The organism is Kangiella marina, from assembly GCF_039541235.1.
Taxonomy (GTDB): Bacteria; Pseudomonadota; Gammaproteobacteria; order Enterobacterales; family Kangiellaceae; genus Kangiella; species Kangiella marina.
Map to the genome: position 1 here is coordinate 88258 of NZ_BAABFV010000001.1, position 14851 is coordinate 103108.

General features: G+C 44.0%; 12 protein-coding genes. All 12 read left to right on the plus strand.

Annotated features, from left to right (window positions below; genetic code table 11):
• The first annotated feature begins 77 nt into the window (after window positions 1-77).
• The 12 genes from ABD943_RS00435 to ABD943_RS00490 all read left to right on the plus strand — a co-directional run bounded on the left by ABD943_RS00435 (window position 78) and on the right by ABD943_RS00490 (window position 14750).
• Window positions 78-1769, plus strand: a complete 1692-nt coding sequence (locus ABD943_RS00435; RefSeq protein WP_345291229.1) for an acyl-CoA dehydrogenase family protein — start codon at window positions 78-80, stop codon at window positions 1767-1769.
• A 216-nt stretch (window positions 1770-1985) separates the two neighbouring features.
• Window positions 1986-3383, plus strand: coding sequence for a sodium-dependent transporter (locus ABD943_RS00440; RefSeq protein ID WP_345291230.1), 1398 nt, complete (start codon window positions 1986-1988; stop codon window positions 3381-3383).
• Window positions 3384-3411: 28 nt separating this feature from the next.
• The gene (locus ABD943_RS00445; protein ID WP_345291231.1) at window positions 3412-4833 is read left to right on the plus strand and encodes an amidohydrolase; all 1422 of its coding nucleotides are present in this window, start codon (window positions 3412-3414) and stop codon (window positions 4831-4833) included.
• Window positions 4830-6104 carry an amidohydrolase family protein gene (locus tag ABD943_RS00450; protein ID WP_345291232.1) on the plus strand — a complete coding sequence of 425 codons (1275 nt, stop codon included), beginning with the start codon at window positions 4830-4832 and terminating at the stop codon, window positions 6102-6104. Before ABD943_RS00445 ends, ABD943_RS00450 begins: the two co-directional genes overlap by 4 nt.
• 9 nt (window positions 6105-6113) lie before the next feature.
• Entirely contained in the window at window positions 6114-7574 is a 1461-nt protein-coding gene (nhaC, locus tag ABD943_RS00455; protein ID WP_345291233.1) for a Na+/H+ antiporter NhaC, read from the plus strand.
• Entirely contained in the window at window positions 7558-8934 is a 1377-nt protein-coding gene (locus ABD943_RS00460; protein WP_345291234.1) for a transglutaminase-like domain-containing protein, read from the plus strand. The genes nhaC and ABD943_RS00460 overlap by 17 nt, the downstream gene beginning before the upstream one ends.
• A gap of 22 nt (window positions 8935-8956) precedes the next feature.
• The gene (locus tag ABD943_RS00465; protein WP_345291235.1) at window positions 8957-9838 is read left to right on the plus strand and encodes an MBL fold metallo-hydrolase; all 882 of its coding nucleotides are present in this window, start codon (window positions 8957-8959) and stop codon (window positions 9836-9838) included.
• Window positions 9839-10155: 317 nt separating this feature from the next.
• Window positions 10156-11037, plus strand: a complete 882-nt coding sequence (locus tag ABD943_RS00470; RefSeq protein ID WP_345291236.1) for an alpha/beta fold hydrolase — start codon at window positions 10156-10158, stop codon at window positions 11035-11037.
• A gap of 96 nt (window positions 11038-11133) precedes the next feature.
• Window positions 11134-12789 (plus strand): long-chain-fatty-acid--CoA ligase FadD, encoded by a 1656-nt coding sequence (gene fadD / locus ABD943_RS00475; RefSeq protein WP_345291237.1) that lies wholly within the window; start codon window positions 11134-11136, stop codon window positions 12787-12789.
• 8 nt (window positions 12790-12797) lie between these two features.
• Window positions 12798-13952 (plus strand): ribonuclease D, encoded by a 1155-nt coding sequence (gene rnd, locus ABD943_RS00480; protein ID WP_345291238.1) that lies wholly within the window; start codon window positions 12798-12800, stop codon window positions 13950-13952.
• 29 nt (window positions 13953-13981) lie between these two features.
• Window positions 13982-14266 (plus strand): YcgL domain-containing protein, encoded by a 285-nt coding sequence (locus ABD943_RS00485; protein WP_345291239.1) that lies wholly within the window; start codon window positions 13982-13984, stop codon window positions 14264-14266.
• Window positions 14267-14291: 25 nt separating this feature from the next.
• Window positions 14292-14750 carry a YcgN family cysteine cluster protein gene (locus tag ABD943_RS00490; protein WP_345292666.1) on the plus strand — a complete coding sequence of 153 codons (459 nt, stop codon included), beginning with the start codon at window positions 14292-14294 and terminating at the stop codon, window positions 14748-14750.
• The last annotated feature ends 101 nt before the right edge of the window (window positions 14751-14851 follow it).

Consider the following 14851-nt stretch of genomic DNA (forward strand, 5'->3'; position numbering starts at 1 on the left):
CTATTTTCTTTTTCCTATACTAAGCTGGTCAGACCAATTAAGAAGTTAAATAAACAGCAGTAATTGTAGGAGAACGTATGCAGTATCAAGCACCTGTAGATGACATGATGTTTCTTGTCAAAGATGTCTTTTCGCTAACAAAGCGACTAGGAGATATTGCGGATTTTTCGGACTTCGATGATGAGCTTTATGCCGCTATCTTAGAAGAGGCAGGTAAGTTCGCTAGTGGCGTACTACAACCTATTAACCGCTCGGGTGATGAAGAAGGCTGTCAGTATAAAGATGGTGTGGTGACGACACCAAAAGGTTTTAAAGAGGCTTACCAAGCTTATGTCGAAGGCGGCTGGCAGTCGATTACGGCTGATCCAAATTATGGTGGACAAGGTTTGCCGAAAGCGTTGCATGTCTTAATTGAAGAAATGTTTTACTCAGCGAACACCTCCTTTTGTCTCTACGGTAGTTTAACTGGCGGTGCGACTCAGCTTCTACAAGCCCATGCAGATGACGCGACAAAACAGCAATACTTGCCGAATCTTATCAGTGGTCAATGGTCTGGCTCTATGTGTTTAACCGAAGCGCATGCTGGTTCCGACTTAGGCTTGCTTAAAACCAAAGCCGAGCCGAATGATGATGGTAGCTATTCGCTCGAAGGCTCTAAAATCTTTATTACCGGCGGTGAACATGACATGGCTGAGAATATCATTCATCTTGTGTTAGCACGTTTGCCGGATGCCCCAGCAGGGCCGAAAGGGATTAGTTTGTTCTTGGTGCCAAAGTTCTTGGTTAATGATGATGGTTCATTAGGCGAGCGTAACGGAATTGAATGCGGCTCTATTGAGCATAAAATGGGTATTAAAGCTTCGTCTACCTGTGTGATGAACATGGATAATGCCAAAGGGTGGTTGATCGGGCCTCCGCACCAAGGGTTGCGCTGTATGTTTACGATGATGAACTTGGAGCGCTTGTCGATTGGTATTCAGGGTATTGGACTAGGGGAGATGTCTTTCCAGCAAGCCGATACTTACGCCCGTGAACGATTACAAGGTAAGGCTTCGGATGGTGAAGCACCTGCCGCTCTTATAAAGCATGGTGATGTCCAGCGAATGTTAAATACCATGGAGTCTTTCAACAAAGCAGGGCGGGCTTTAGCGGTCTGGCTTGGTAGCTATTTGGATGTCACATTCCACAGCGACGATAAAGAAGCCGTTAAAACAGCGGATATTATGTCGGCATGGTTAACGCCTATCGCCAAAGCCTATTTTACCGATGCCGGTTATGAAACCTGTACCATTGGTCAGCAGGTTTTTGGCGGCCACGGTTATGTCCGCGAGTGGGGGATGGAGCAGCACGTTCGTGATTGCCGTATTGCCCAGATTTATGAAGGAACTAACGGCATTCAGGCGTTGGATTTGATTGGTCGTAAGCTGATTGGCAGTCGTGGGGAGAGCCTTCAGGTATTCTTGTCAGAGATTAAGGTCGATTTAGAAACACTACCTGGCTCGGCACACAAAGAGAAAGTCGTCGAGTTGTTGAAGGAACTGGAAGCGTTATCGCTACACATCATGGAGCAAAGTCAGAGTGATGCAGAGATACCTCAGCTAGTTGCTTGTGACTATCTACACTATGTGGCTTTAGTCACTTATGCATACCTGTGGTTAAAGATGGAAGTCGCGGCAGGCGGAAGTCTTGATGAGAAGTCGAGCTTTTTCTTCAAGCGTGTATTGCCAAGATCGCTTGGTCTTAAAGCGAGTATCGAAAACGAGCTGTAGCACTTGATTCTTCAATGTCAGTAAAAGCCTCGCCAATGAGGGGCTTTTTGTTATCTACCAATAACTTTTGCACAAGATTTAACCTAAGAAGTTGAAATCCGACAAAAATTAGCAGGATTTATCTTCGGATACTTGAGTGATAAGTCTAAATATGGTGTTATTAGCGGCTAGGATCAGTTCCTTCCTATTACAATAAACAATTAAACGGTAGAAATAATGGCAACAAATAGAGGTCAATTTAACTCTCGTCTAGGGTTTGTGCTGGCTGCAGCAGGTTCGGCTGTAGGCTTAGGTAACATCTGGAAATTTCCCTTCGAAGTTGGTGCCGGTGGCGGTGCTGCATTCGTAGTTATTTATTTAGCATTCTGCTTTTTATTGTGTTTCCCGGTTATGATCTCGGAGATCGCGATTGGCCGTAAAACACAGTTAAATGCGGTAGGCGCGTTCAAAAAACTAGGTCACCACAACTGGGCTTGGATTGGCTTGCTAGGCATATTGGCCGGTGTATTTATTCTATCGTTCTATAACGTTGTTGCAGGCTGGGCATTCGGCTACTTCCTTCAAATGGTGCAAGGCAACTTTGAAATAGGTCAAAATTTCGGTAGCTACATTAGCAAGTGGGAATCGATCGGGCTCTATGGTTTAGTCTTCATGGGTGTTACGGCTTTGATTGTCTCTAAAGGTATTCAGGGCGGTATCGAGAAAGCGGCAAAAATTTTGATGCCAACGCTATTTGCCATGATTATTGGCCTTATGATTTATGCTTTTACGTTAGATGATGCTATGGCGGGTATCGAATACTATTTGATTCCTGACTTTTCTGAAATCACCGGTGAAGTCATATACTCAGCATTAGGTCAGGCTTTCTTCTCCTTATCACTCGGTATGGGCGCTTTGATTACTTACGGTTCATATGTATCGCGTAAGCAAGATATTGTTCGCTCGGCAGCAATGATTACCCTGACGGATGTATCGGTTGCATTCCTAGCCGGTTTAATGATTTTCCCGCTGGTTGCTTTCTTGAACTCGGGTGACATGAGCAGTGTTTCGGGTGGCGCAGGCCTTATCTTCGCAACCTTGCCAGGTGTTTTTGAAGGCCTAGGGCCAATCCTGGGTATTGTTATTGGCGCAACCTTCTTCTTGTTATTGTCATTTGCGGCTTTAACTTCGACGGTTTCGCTGCTTGAGGTTCCTGTTGCTTACTTAGTTGATGAAAAGAAAATTAAGCGTCCAGTTGCCGTATGGGGCATGGCGACATTAATTTTTGTATTGGGTATTCCGTCTCTGCTTGGTAATGGTGCCGTTGAGCAATTAACGAGCTTCATGACATTGTATCGTGATGGCCAGGAACAAATGATCTCATTCATGGACTTCGTAGAGCTGATTGCCAGCGATACATTCTTACCATTAGGCGGTACGGTAATCGCTATTTTCACAGCTTACGTTTGGAAGAAGCACAACCTAAACGCAGAACTTATGGAAGGACGTGAAACTAACTCGCAATGGATGATGAACTACATCAACTTTGCCGTTATGTTCTTCTGCCCAATCATTCTTGGAGCCATTACCATCATTACGATTTTAGAGCGCTTCTTCGGTATCCAAGTATTTTAATCATTCATTTATTTTGGGGATTGCACTTATGTTAGTAAATAAATTCTCAAAATCCTTCTTAGCAGCCTTCGTTGGGGCTGCTTTTTTGGTTGGCTGTGGTGAAGATGAGCCAGCAGTCCACCCGAAGGATTCTGATAGCCAAGCTTTTGTTTCTCAGTATAAAGCTAAAGAATATCATCCTGTACTAATTAAAAACGCGACCATTTTAACTGCGACCGGTAAAAAAATTGAGAACGGTAGCATTTTGTTCAGCGATGGAGAAATTGTTGAAGTCGGTACGGATGTTGATGAGTCGGGCGATAATTTAGAAATTATCGACGCTCAAGGAAAGTGGGTAACGCCGGGGATCATTGATGTGCATTCACACTTGGGCGTTTATCCTGCGCCTGGCGTCGAGTCGAGCGCAGATGGCAATGAGATGACAGCTCCAGTAACCGCTGACGTTTGGGCAGAGCACTCAGTTTGGCCGCAAGATCCACAGTTCCAACTGGCTATCGCTGGTGGCGTTACAGCTATGCAAATCCTTCCGGGCTCAGCGAACTTGGTTGGCGGACGTGGCGTGACATTGAAGAATGTTCCAGGCCGTTCAGTTATGGAAATGAAGTTTCCTAACGCACCGTATGGCTTGAAAATGGCCTGTGGTGAAAACCCGAAACGTGTTTATGGCGGCAAAGGTCAAGCGCCAATGACTCGTATGGGTAATGTGGCGGGTTATCGTAAAGCTTGGATTGATGCGCAAGAGTATATGGAAGCTTGGGATAACTATGAAGCTGGCATGGGTAACGGCAAAGCACCTAAGCGTGATCTTCGTTTAGAAAGTTTAGCGGGCGTTTTGCGGGGTGAAATCCTCATCCAAAACCACTGCTACCGTGCTGATGAAATGGCGGTCATGATGGATATCGCTAAAGAATTCGATTTTAAAGTAACCACGTTCCACCATGCTGTTGAGTCTTACAAAATTGCTGACAAGCTAGCTGAAAATGAGGTCTGCTCAGCAATGTGGTCTGATTGGTGGGGCTTTAAACAAGAAGCATACGATATGGTGCCATCGAATGTCGCGTTGGTTGATAAGGCGGGTGCATGCGCAGTCGTACACTCAGACTCCGCAACGGTTATTCAGCACCTGAATAAAGAAGCTGCTAAAGCCATGGCTTCAGGAAATCGTTTGGGCATGGATATTTCGCCAGCTCATGCGATTAAGTGGATTACTATCAATGCTGCCAAAGCTATTGGAGTTGAGGAGCAAACTGGTTCACTCGAAGAAGGGAAAATGGCTGACATCGTACTTTGGGATGGCAACCCGTTTAGTGTTTACACCAAAGCCGAGAAAGTATTTGTTGATGGCGCATTAATGTATGACCGAAAAGACGCTACTAAGCAGCCAGTCAGTGACTTAAGACTCGGCACGTCAGAGTTTAATCAGAAAACACAAAAGGGGAGTCGACTATGAAATTTTTAGTTAAAACAATAGCTGCTCTTTTGATGGTAGCCGTTTCTTTTGCCAGTAACGCGCAAACTATCCTTATTAAGAATGCCAAAGTGCATACGCAAACATCGGCCGGTGTGTTGGTCGATACTGATATCCTTATTGAAAATGGTTTGATTCGAACCATTGGCGAAGGTTTAACTGCTGATAGTGCCCTTGAAATTAATGCTAAGGGAAAAGTAGTAACGCCAGGTATTTTCGCCGTGATGAACCAAGTTGGTTTAGTTGAAATCGGTGCTATCGCTGGAACTAACGATGCAGGCGTTGAAGAAATTGATGGCTTGGGTGCTTCGTTAAGCGTTGATGAGGTTTTCAATCCGAAATCCACATTAATACCGATGAATCGCGCAGGCGGTGTCACTCGTACTTTAATCAAACCTTATAACGGAACGTCTTTATTTGCTGGGCTCGGTTCGGTTATGGATATGTCGGGCGACTATGATTCGTTAATCGTCAGTGATGTTGCGGTTTTTGCAACTTACGGCGAGTATGCCGCTTCTCTAAATGGTGGCTCTCGCGCAGCAGCACTTCGCGATCTTGAGCAGGCATTCTCACAAGCTAACGAGTATCTAGACAATGCAGGTGCAGTTAAAAGCGGTGAGTATCGCGAACTCGATTATAGTTTAAGTGATTTAGCAACGCTGGGCAGAGTGCTCGACCAAGAAATTCCGCTTGTGGTCAGCGTTAACCGCGCTAATGATATTCTTACGGTACTGGATTTTGCCAAGTCGCATGAGCTAGCTCTAGTATTAGAAGGGGCGGCAGAAGGCTGGAAGGTCGCTGATAAAATTTCAAAAGCTGGCGTGCCTGTTATTTTGAATCCGATGGATAATATTCCAAGCAGCTTTGAGTCATTAAACAAGCGTTATGAAAATGCTGCGTTGTTGAATAAAGCGGGTGTTAGAGTGATGTTCTCAAGTGAAACGCATAATGCGCAAAACGTGCGTTACGCAGCCGGTAATGCGGTGGCCTATGGTTTGCCGTATGACAAAGCACTTGCAGCGATGACTAATGCTCCGGCTAAAGTGTTTGGCGGTGCTAGTAACTACGGCAAGCTGATGCCTGGTTTTAAAGCTGAGTTGGTGGTTTGGAGTGGCGATCCACTTGAAGTTACGACTCATGCTGAGCAGGTCATTATCGATGGCAAAGTGACGGATATGATGACTCGTTCTAAACGTTTAGAGCAGCGTTACAAAGACATCACTAACGATAACAATACTTACTACCGTAAATAAGAGGTTTTCATGGCAGATACATCAACCCGCCAACCGAGTATGCTACAAGCGCTATTACCGATAGGGCTTCTAGTCATTCTGTTAGCGTTTTCCGTTTACATTTACGGCAGCGACTCATCTTACGGCGCGAATCAAATTGCACTGGTTATTTGTGCCGCAGTAGCTTTACTGGTTGGTTTGCGTAATGGACAGACCTGGAAAGAGTTAGAGCAGGGCGTGGTTGATGGTATTAGTATTGCTCTTGGTGCGATATTAATCTTGTTAATGGTTGGCTCGCTAATCGGTGCTTGGATCCTCGCTGGTACCGTTCCGACCATGATTTATTATGGCTTGCAGATCTTATCACCAGAGTATTTTTATGTGGCGACTTGTGCGATTTGTGCTCTGGTTGCGCTGAGTATCGGTAGTTCATGGACTACGGCAGGTACGGTGGGTATTGGCCTTATTGGTGTTTCCCAAGGCCTAGGCTTGTCGATGGAAATAACAGCGGGAGCCATCATTTCTGGTGCCTATTTTGGCGATAAAATGTCGCCATTGTCAGATACAACTAATTTAGCGCCTGCTGTGACCGGCACGGATTTGTTTACTCATATTCGTCACATGGTTTGGACAACGGCTCCAGCTTTAGCAATCGCTTTGGTTATCTTCACGATTATTGGGTTAAATGCTGACAGTGAGCAACAGGTTTTGGTGTTGCAAGATACACTTAACTTATTAGATAACAACTTTAATATTTCGCTGTGGACCCTCATTCCGTTAGTTGTAGTGTTTGTCATGGCCTTCAAGAAAATTCCGGCTGTAGCGACCATTTTAGTGGGCTCTTTGTTAGGCGGTATTTTCGCTATCATTCTTCAGGGTGATGTGATCAAAACTTTCGTTAATAAACCTGAAATGCATGTGGCTTTGGTTTACTTAGAAGGTGTTTGGACATCGTTATTCTCCGGCTTTACCGTGTCCACAGGTAACGAGGTCTACGATGACCTTCTCAGTCGCGGTGGCATGGCGAGCATGTTGAACACGCTTTTCTTAATCATCACTGCGATGAGTTTTGGTGCAGCGATGGAAGTTACCGGACTTTTGCATAAATTGATCAAGACGGTGATCGGTTTGGCTAAATCGACCGGTGCTTTAATTGGCTCCGTGCTTGCCACCTGTATTGGAATGAACTTCATTACTGCTGATCAGTACATCTCAATTGTACTGCCGGGACGTATGTACAAAGCCGAGTTTAAGCGCCGTGGGCTTGATGCGAAAAATCTATCGCGGACTCTTGAAGACTCAGCCACTATCACCTCTCCACTAATCCCGTGGAATACTTGTGGTGCCTATATGGCCGCAACCTTAGGTGTTGCCACTGGCGCTTATTGGATTTACTGCTTCTTTAATTTGCTTACTCCAATTGTGTCGTTCATCTACGCCTTACTTAACTTCAAAATCACTCCGATAGAAGGCGATGAAATCGACGGTTAGTACTTTAAGAAATACGCTGCTAAAACTGATCCTTTTAGCAGCGGCTTTACTGCTCGTTTCATCCTATTCTCCATTCCAGCGTCTGTGGGATTCCGCTTCACCAAAAAGTTTTACTGAGTGGTACCAAATTAACTGGCAAGGCCAGGTTGTTGGCTGGGCTAAAAAAAGTCTTGAGCAAACGTCAGATTATTACAAAGTTACAGCAGTCGAGCATTTTGAAGGCCGTGTCCGTGGGCAGCGTGTTAAGTTTATCTATCAGCACACATACTTCTTTGACAAAGAAGCTCCCTATAATGTCGTCAAAGGTTCTGCAAAGCTTGTCGAGCCACAATTAACGATGACGACGCAGTTTTATAACAACGAAGCGCTTAGAGTTGAACAAGTTCGAAATGACATAGCTTCAAATGTTATAGAGCCGCAGGTAAGTTACCATTTAGACGATTATCTTGCTAAGCGACAGTGGATAGAGGGCCAACCCACTAAAGGCGATTCACTGACGTTCTTAACGCTCAATCCCCATAGCTTGAGTACTAGCCCTGAACAACTCACCGTAACGCGTAACCCTAGTGGGCGACATCAGCATTATCAGTTACAAACGGATAGCGGCAAAAGGTTTGAGCTCAGTTTACAGGGGCAGGTACTGGTTGAGCGCCGTGATCGTGGTATTGAGCTTGTTGCTAGTAAACATAAACCTAGTTTTAACCCAGAAATGCAAAGTGACTTGTATTCCAACATTGGCTTGCCAAGCAATAAACCGTTAGGTGATATCTATAAAGTTAAATCATTAGTATTACAACTCAATGAGAAAACTGCTGATTGGCTAACAGTTCATCCTACTGCCACAAAAGATAAAACGAGCCTCATTATTCAGTCTGGTGCTAGTCATAAGTCTACACCCGATGAAGTGAATCATTGGCGGTTCGAACCCATTAGTGACATTGTTGATAAAATACAGCCTGATCTAAGCGAGGTTGTTAACGATAAAGACAAAGTTAATCACTTGGTTAAATTTGTTCATGATTATCTGTACTATCAACCAACCCCAACAAGCTTCACCACAGAAGAAGTGATCACCAACGGCTATGGCGATTGCACCGAATATACGCAGTTGTTGCTTGCGCTACTCAACGCACAAAGAATCCCTGCGCGTGAAGTGAGCGGTTATATTTATCTTGGCGATGATGAGCAACGTTTTGGAGGGCACGCCTGGGTCGAAGCCTTAATCGATGGTCAATGGGTGGGGGTTGATCCGACTTGGAATTTAACCTCACTGACAGCGGGTCATCTGCCGATCACCATCCCACAAGAAAAGTCAGTCTCAGACTTGGATTTTACCGTCGAGCAGATACACTATAAGTAACTTTTCAAAAGACAGGTTATTTATGTCGAATTCAGTGAGCTCGAAAACCTTTTATTCAATTAATGGAAACAGTCAAAAGCTTGATGGCGGCGCTATGTTTGGTAACGCTCCCAAGGCTTTGTGGGAGCGATGGACTGAGGTGGATGAGTTAAACCGCATACCACTCGTTTGTCGTGCCATGCTAGTGCAAGACCAAGGAAAGAATATCCTTTTTGAAACGGGCATTGGCGCTTTCTTCGAGCCTAAATACCGCGATCGATACGGTGTTCAAGAATCTCACCATGTGCTGCTAGAGTCTTTAAAAGAATCCGGCTTTAGTCATGAAGATATTGATATTGTGGTGTTGTCGCATATGCACTTTGATCATGCGGGTGGTTTATTGACGCAATGGGAAGAGGGCAAAGATGCGGAGCTGTTATTCCCTAATGCTGAGTTTGTGATTGGACAGGAAGCCTGGGATAGATCGGTAAATCCACACCCAAGAGACAGGGCCTCTTTTATTCCTGGCTTGACCAATCTTCTTGAAGCTACGGGCAGATTACATCTCGTTCAAGGCGAAACCTCCGATTTGCTAGGCGACGATTACACGTTTCATGTCTCTAATGGACATACTCCGGGAATGTTAATTACTGAAATCGCGACCTCAGATGGCCCTGTTGTTTTTGCAGCAGACTTGATTCCTGGGGCGCCATGGATGCATCTGCCTATCACTATGGGGTATGACAGGTTTCCTGAAAGTTTGATTGATGAAAAACGACGTTTGTTAGATCGTCTATTGGAAAAAGGTGGTAAGGTTTTCTTTACTCATGATCCTGTAGTGGCCCTAGGGGAAGTTGCTAAAAACGAGAAGGGCAAATTTTTCGCAGATAAGCCACTTAAAAATGTTATTAACTTATCGCTTTAATTTATTGAAATATAAGTATTTACTTGTTTTCAGAGTAGAAGTGAGATTGGTATCTAAAAAAATATCCCATAAAAGCGGAACTTATTAGTCAGAGAGTGCTCAAAGATTATACAAGTAGCAAATACAGCATTTTATGCTTAGATGCTTACTTGGTTGTCATTGTCACTTCTCTTTAATGAGTAAATTCTCATACCGGGCCATGTTAAATGGCCCGTTTTTTATGTGTTATCATACCTTCAATATTTTGCTTCTCAGTTCCGTACTAACATCACGGCTAAGCTCAAGCCGAGCTTAGCTCCTAAACCAGAACAGATACTATGCACTTTAAGTTTGATAGAGAATATCAGTTACAGATAAATCATAACAAAATCAATGTCGTCGAATGGGGAGATCCCGATGGGGAGCCTGTGCTGTGCCTCCATGGCTGGCTTGATAATGCCGCCACTTTTCATTATTTGGCACCCTTGTTAACTAACACTACAAAGTATCGTTTAATTGCTATTGAATTTCCCGGGCACGGTCAGTCCGAGCACTTACACCCAGCCGCTGATTATCAGTTTATTTCTGGTATTGCGATTATGGATGGTGTCATAGATATCTTAAAGCTCAATAAACCCAAACTTTTAGCACACTCGATGGGCGCTGCTTTATCGTCAATTTATGCTGGCGTGTTTCCACAGAAAGTAGCGAGTATTGTTTCATTAGATGCGCTCGGAGCCTTAGTCTCAACGCCAGAGGGAACGGTAAAACAGTTGGCGAAAGCGCTAGAGCAAAGAAAAGCGAAGCGCAATAAGAAGCGATACTTCCAGACACTGCAAGAAGCAGCTCAAGCCCGGGCGCAAGTAAGCGAACTGCCTGTTAATATTTTGCTGCCCCTGATTGAGCGAGGGGTGACCTTATGTGAAGATGGTTACCAATGGTCAAGTGATGCTCGTTTAAAGCATTTATCATGGTTACGGCTGACCGAGCCGCAGATGGAAGCTGTGATGCGTGAAATTGCATGTCCTGTATTGGTCGTGATGGCTTCTGATGGCCTATACAAGGATTATCCTGCCATTGAGCAGAGGTTTGATTATTTACAGCATGTTGAGCGCATCGATATTGAAGGCGGTCATCATTTACACATGCAATTTGCTGACCAAATTTCAGGAAAAATACTCGAATTTTGGTCTAAAAATGAGCAAAAGAGTTTAAACTAACAGTAAGTGGTCGGAATAGTTGCGATAAGTCGTGGAATCATGTAATTTTCTTGTCCAACAATTCATAATCCATTCGCATATCTAATAGGTTTATTCATGGAAAAAGTGTGGCTTAAAAATTATCCAGAAAAAGTACAGCAAACAATCGATACTGATCGCTATGCGAACTTGACGGATATTTTGTCTGAAACGGTTGAAAAGTACGGTGATAAGCCCGCTGTAACCAATCTAGGCCTAACGCTTACTTATAGTGAACTTGCGCAAAGAGTTAATGATTTCGCAGCTTATTTACAAAACGACTTAGGCCTAGAAAAAGGCGATAAGCCCGCGCTCATGATGCCTAATTTGTTGCAGTATCCGATAGCCTTGTTTGGCGCATTAAAAGCAGGTCTTGCCGTTGTTAATGTGAACCCACTGTATACACCTCGTGAATTGGCCCACCAGTTAAGTGACAGTGGCGCTAAATCGATTGTTATACTGGCTAACTTTTCGGACACGCTAGCGGAAGCACTTGATAAAGTAGAACTTGATAATATTATCGTGACTCAGGTCGGTGATGTCTGTCCTCAGCCTAAACGTTTCGTCGTTAACTTTGTGGTGAAATACATCAAAAAGATGGTGCCTAAAGCAGCATTGCCTAACACCATTAATTTTGTTGACGCTCTGCAAAAAGGAAAGCGTAGCACTTTCAAGAAAGTCGAAATAGGTCATGATGATGTTGCTTTCCTTCAGTACACCGGCGGTACGACAGGGGTAGCCAAAGGCGCAGTTTTGAGCCACAAGAACATGGTGGCTAATGTACAGCAAACCTATGCTTGGATGGGGCCTTTCCTAGATGAGGGTAACGAAACTATTATTACCGCATTGCCGCTGTATCATATTTTTTCATTGTGCGTGAATTGCTTATTGTTTACCAAAGCTGCGGGCCATAATATTTACATCACTAACCCACGTGACATGAAGGACTTCTGTAAAAGTCTTCGCGCTTACCCGTTTACTACTCTTACCGGTGTTAACACTTTGTTTAATGGGTTACTGAACCAAGAAAGTTTCCGCCAATTAGATTTTTCACAATTAAAACTCACTGTCGGCGGCGGTATGGCGGTTCAAAAGTCAGTGGCAGAAGAGTGGCAAAAATTGACGAAAACACCTTTGCTAGAAGGTTACGGTCTCACCGAAACGTCACCAGTGGTGAGTATGAATCCGTTAGATTTAGAGGCTTATAATGGCACCATTGGTTTACCAGTGCCTTCTACCGATGTTCAGATCCGAGATGAAGAGGGCAATGAGCTGGGTTTCGATGAGCCGGGCGAGTTATGGGTAAAAGGCCCTCAAGTTATGGTTGAATACCTAGGGCGGCCAAAAGAAACCGACGAGGTGCTACAGGACGGTTGGCTAGCGACAGGTGATATGGCGACTATTGATAAAGACGGGTTTTTGCGAATTGTCGATCGCAAGAAAGACATGATTTTAGTCTCTGGTTTTAACGTGTATCCAAATGAAATTGAAGATATTGTTGCGCTGCACCCCGGAGTGCTAGAAGTCGCGGCTATCGGTGAGCCTGATGACGTTAAAGGTGAAGTGGTAAAAATTGTGGTCGTTAAGAAAGATCAGTCGCTTGATAAAGACACTTTGATTGAGCACTGTCGAGAACATCTAACCGGTTATAAAATTCCTAAAGTGGTAGAGTTCAGAGACGAACTGCCGAAATCCAACGTTGGAAAAATTCTACGCAAGGAACTGCGTAAGTAGGTTATATATTGAGTCGATTTGAATTAGATCATCATTCCGAAGTAGTCGCTGTTGAGAAAGTTACAACCGAGCAGCGACTGCAAGAACTCTGCCAGTCATGGGTCAAGCAAGACGTTTTAGCGATCGATACCGAGTTTGATCGCACCAATACCTATTTTCATAAGTTGGCTTTAATCCAACTCTATGATGGTGAGGAAGTTTACCTTATTGATCCTTTGCAAATAGACGATTTAAGTGCGCTAGGGCCTGTTCTGGGGAATGAAGAGACTTTAAAAGTCCTACACAGCTGTAGTGAGGATTTAGAGGCCTTACATAATAGTTATGGCTTCCCTATCAAGTCGATTTTTGACACCCAAATCGCTGCTGCGCTATGTGGCCTCGGGCCGATGCTGGGTTATGGCAATATGGTTGATATCATGCTCGGACTGACACTCGATAAAGAGCATACTAAAACCGACTGGTTGAAGCGTCCTTTGAGCGAAGAGCAGAAAATTTATGCGGCACAAGATGTTCAGTTCTTACTGCCGTGTTTTTTCCGGTTGCGTGAAAAGTTACTGGAAAAAGGTCATTTTGGCTTTGTACTGGAAGATACTCAATCAATTTACGAAGCCATAAGTCACTTGGATGACTTTGAGCACGCTTATCTAAAGGTTAAAGGCGCTTACCGCCTGAAGCCACAATACCTTAATCGGTTGCGTAAAGTCGTCGCTTGGCGAGAAACAGCGGCACGAGAAAAGGATATTCCTAAAACCTTTATTTTTCGCGATCATCACTTATTAGAAATTTGTCAAAATCCAAAACCTTCTACCAGCTTGTTGTTACAGCTAGGCTGTAATCGAGCCAGTATCCGCAAGCATGGGTCGGAACTGTTGAGTCAGATTTCGAAAGCCGATAAAGAGGATGCTTCAGAATGGCCCGAAGCTATCCAAGCATTCCATAAGCTTCCTGAATCAAAACAAAAGCTTAAAGCATTAAAGCAAGAATCCGCTAAAGTTGCAGATGAACAAAATATTCCTGACCAAGCATTAAGCAGTAAACGTCTGTTAGAATATGTCATACAGACTGATTTGGGTTTAATGTCACGTCCTAATCAGTTTTGGAATAGTTGGCGTAAGGAATTGCTCCAAGAGCGATTTCAAAAACGTCTATCTGAATTTTCTTAACGTTTAAACCTAAAGAGATTGTTACCGCTATGATGTGCAGTGTTTATAAAAGCGCAAAGAAGCCCGATACCTATTTGTATGTACCTTATGACTGTGACTTTGAAGAGTTACCGGAAGGACTGACAAGTGTTTGGGGTGAGCCAGAACTTGTGATGCATATTGACCTTGCTAAACGGGATAGGCTGGCTTTGGTCGATATTAGTGAGTTGAAGTCAAAACTAGAAGAGGATGGCTATTATTTACAGATGCCTCCTACTCAGGAAGAGCTTGCTGGCTTGATTGAAAGTAACTCAAAAGCGCAAATTACTCGTTAATTTAAAAGGCAGACAATCAGCAGCCGTGAACACTCCCGTTGATAAATTTTGGCTAACTACGCCTATGCATGAAATGTCTCATGAGCAGTGGGAGTCTTTGTGCGATGGGTGTGGGAAATGTTGCCGCATACAGTTTCTGGATGACGACGATACTATGCTCATGCAAACGGATGTAGCTTGCGGATTACTCGACACAGATACTTTGCGCTGTACTGATTATGATAATCGCCTTAGTAAAGTGCCGGATTGCGTTCAGATCACCCCTGAGACATTGAAAGACTATTACTGGCTACCGAGAAGTTGTTCCTACAAGGTTGTTGAGCGAGGAGAGGACTTGCCACAATGGCATCACTTAGTTTCTGGCGACCCTGATCGTATTCATACGCTAGGGCATAGTTTACAGGGGAAGTTGGTCAGCGAGCGCGATGTTCCAGAAGAGCAAGTCGAAGAGCGTATTATTGAGTGGATAGCCATAACTGATTGATATTTAGCCTTTTTGTATGCGTTTTAAACGTTTTTAGAAAAAATTAAATAAAATCGAAAAAAAGTGTTGACGAGATCCGAGAACGCCAGTAATATGCGCGT

What these genes read in the sequence shown, in the direction of transcription:
- ABD943_RS00485 (WP_345291239.1), top strand. Translation starts at nt 13,982, where the DNA reads ATGATGTGCAGTGTTTATAAAAGCGCAAAGAAGCCCGATACCTATTTG.
- ABD943_RS00440 (WP_345291230.1), top strand. Translation starts at nt 1,986, where the DNA reads ATGGCAACAAATAGAGGTCAATTTAACTCTCGTCTAGGGTTTGTGCTG.
- ABD943_RS00450 (WP_345291232.1), top strand. Translation starts at nt 4,830, where the DNA reads ATGAAATTTTTAGTTAAAACAATAGCTGCTCTTTTGATGGTAGCCGTT.
- ABD943_RS00435 (WP_345291229.1), top strand. Translation starts at nt 78, where the DNA reads ATGCAGTATCAAGCACCTGTAGATGACATGATGTTTCTTGTCAAAGAT.
- ABD943_RS00470 (WP_345291236.1), top strand. Translation starts at nt 10,156, where the DNA reads ATGCACTTTAAGTTTGATAGAGAATATCAGTTACAGATAAATCATAAC.
- ABD943_RS00460 (WP_345291234.1), top strand. Translation starts at nt 7,558, where the DNA reads ATGAAATCGACGGTTAGTACTTTAAGAAATACGCTGCTAAAACTGATC.
- nhaC (WP_345291233.1), top strand. Translation starts at nt 6,114, where the DNA reads ATGGCAGATACATCAACCCGCCAACCGAGTATGCTACAAGCGCTATTA.
- ABD943_RS00445 (WP_345291231.1), top strand. Translation starts at nt 3,412, where the DNA reads ATGTTAGTAAATAAATTCTCAAAATCCTTCTTAGCAGCCTTCGTTGGG.
- ABD943_RS00465 (WP_345291235.1), top strand. Translation starts at nt 8,957, where the DNA reads ATGTCGAATTCAGTGAGCTCGAAAACCTTTTATTCAATTAATGGAAAC.
- fadD (WP_345291237.1), top strand. Translation starts at nt 11,134, where the DNA reads ATGGAAAAAGTGTGGCTTAAAAATTATCCAGAAAAAGTACAGCAAACA.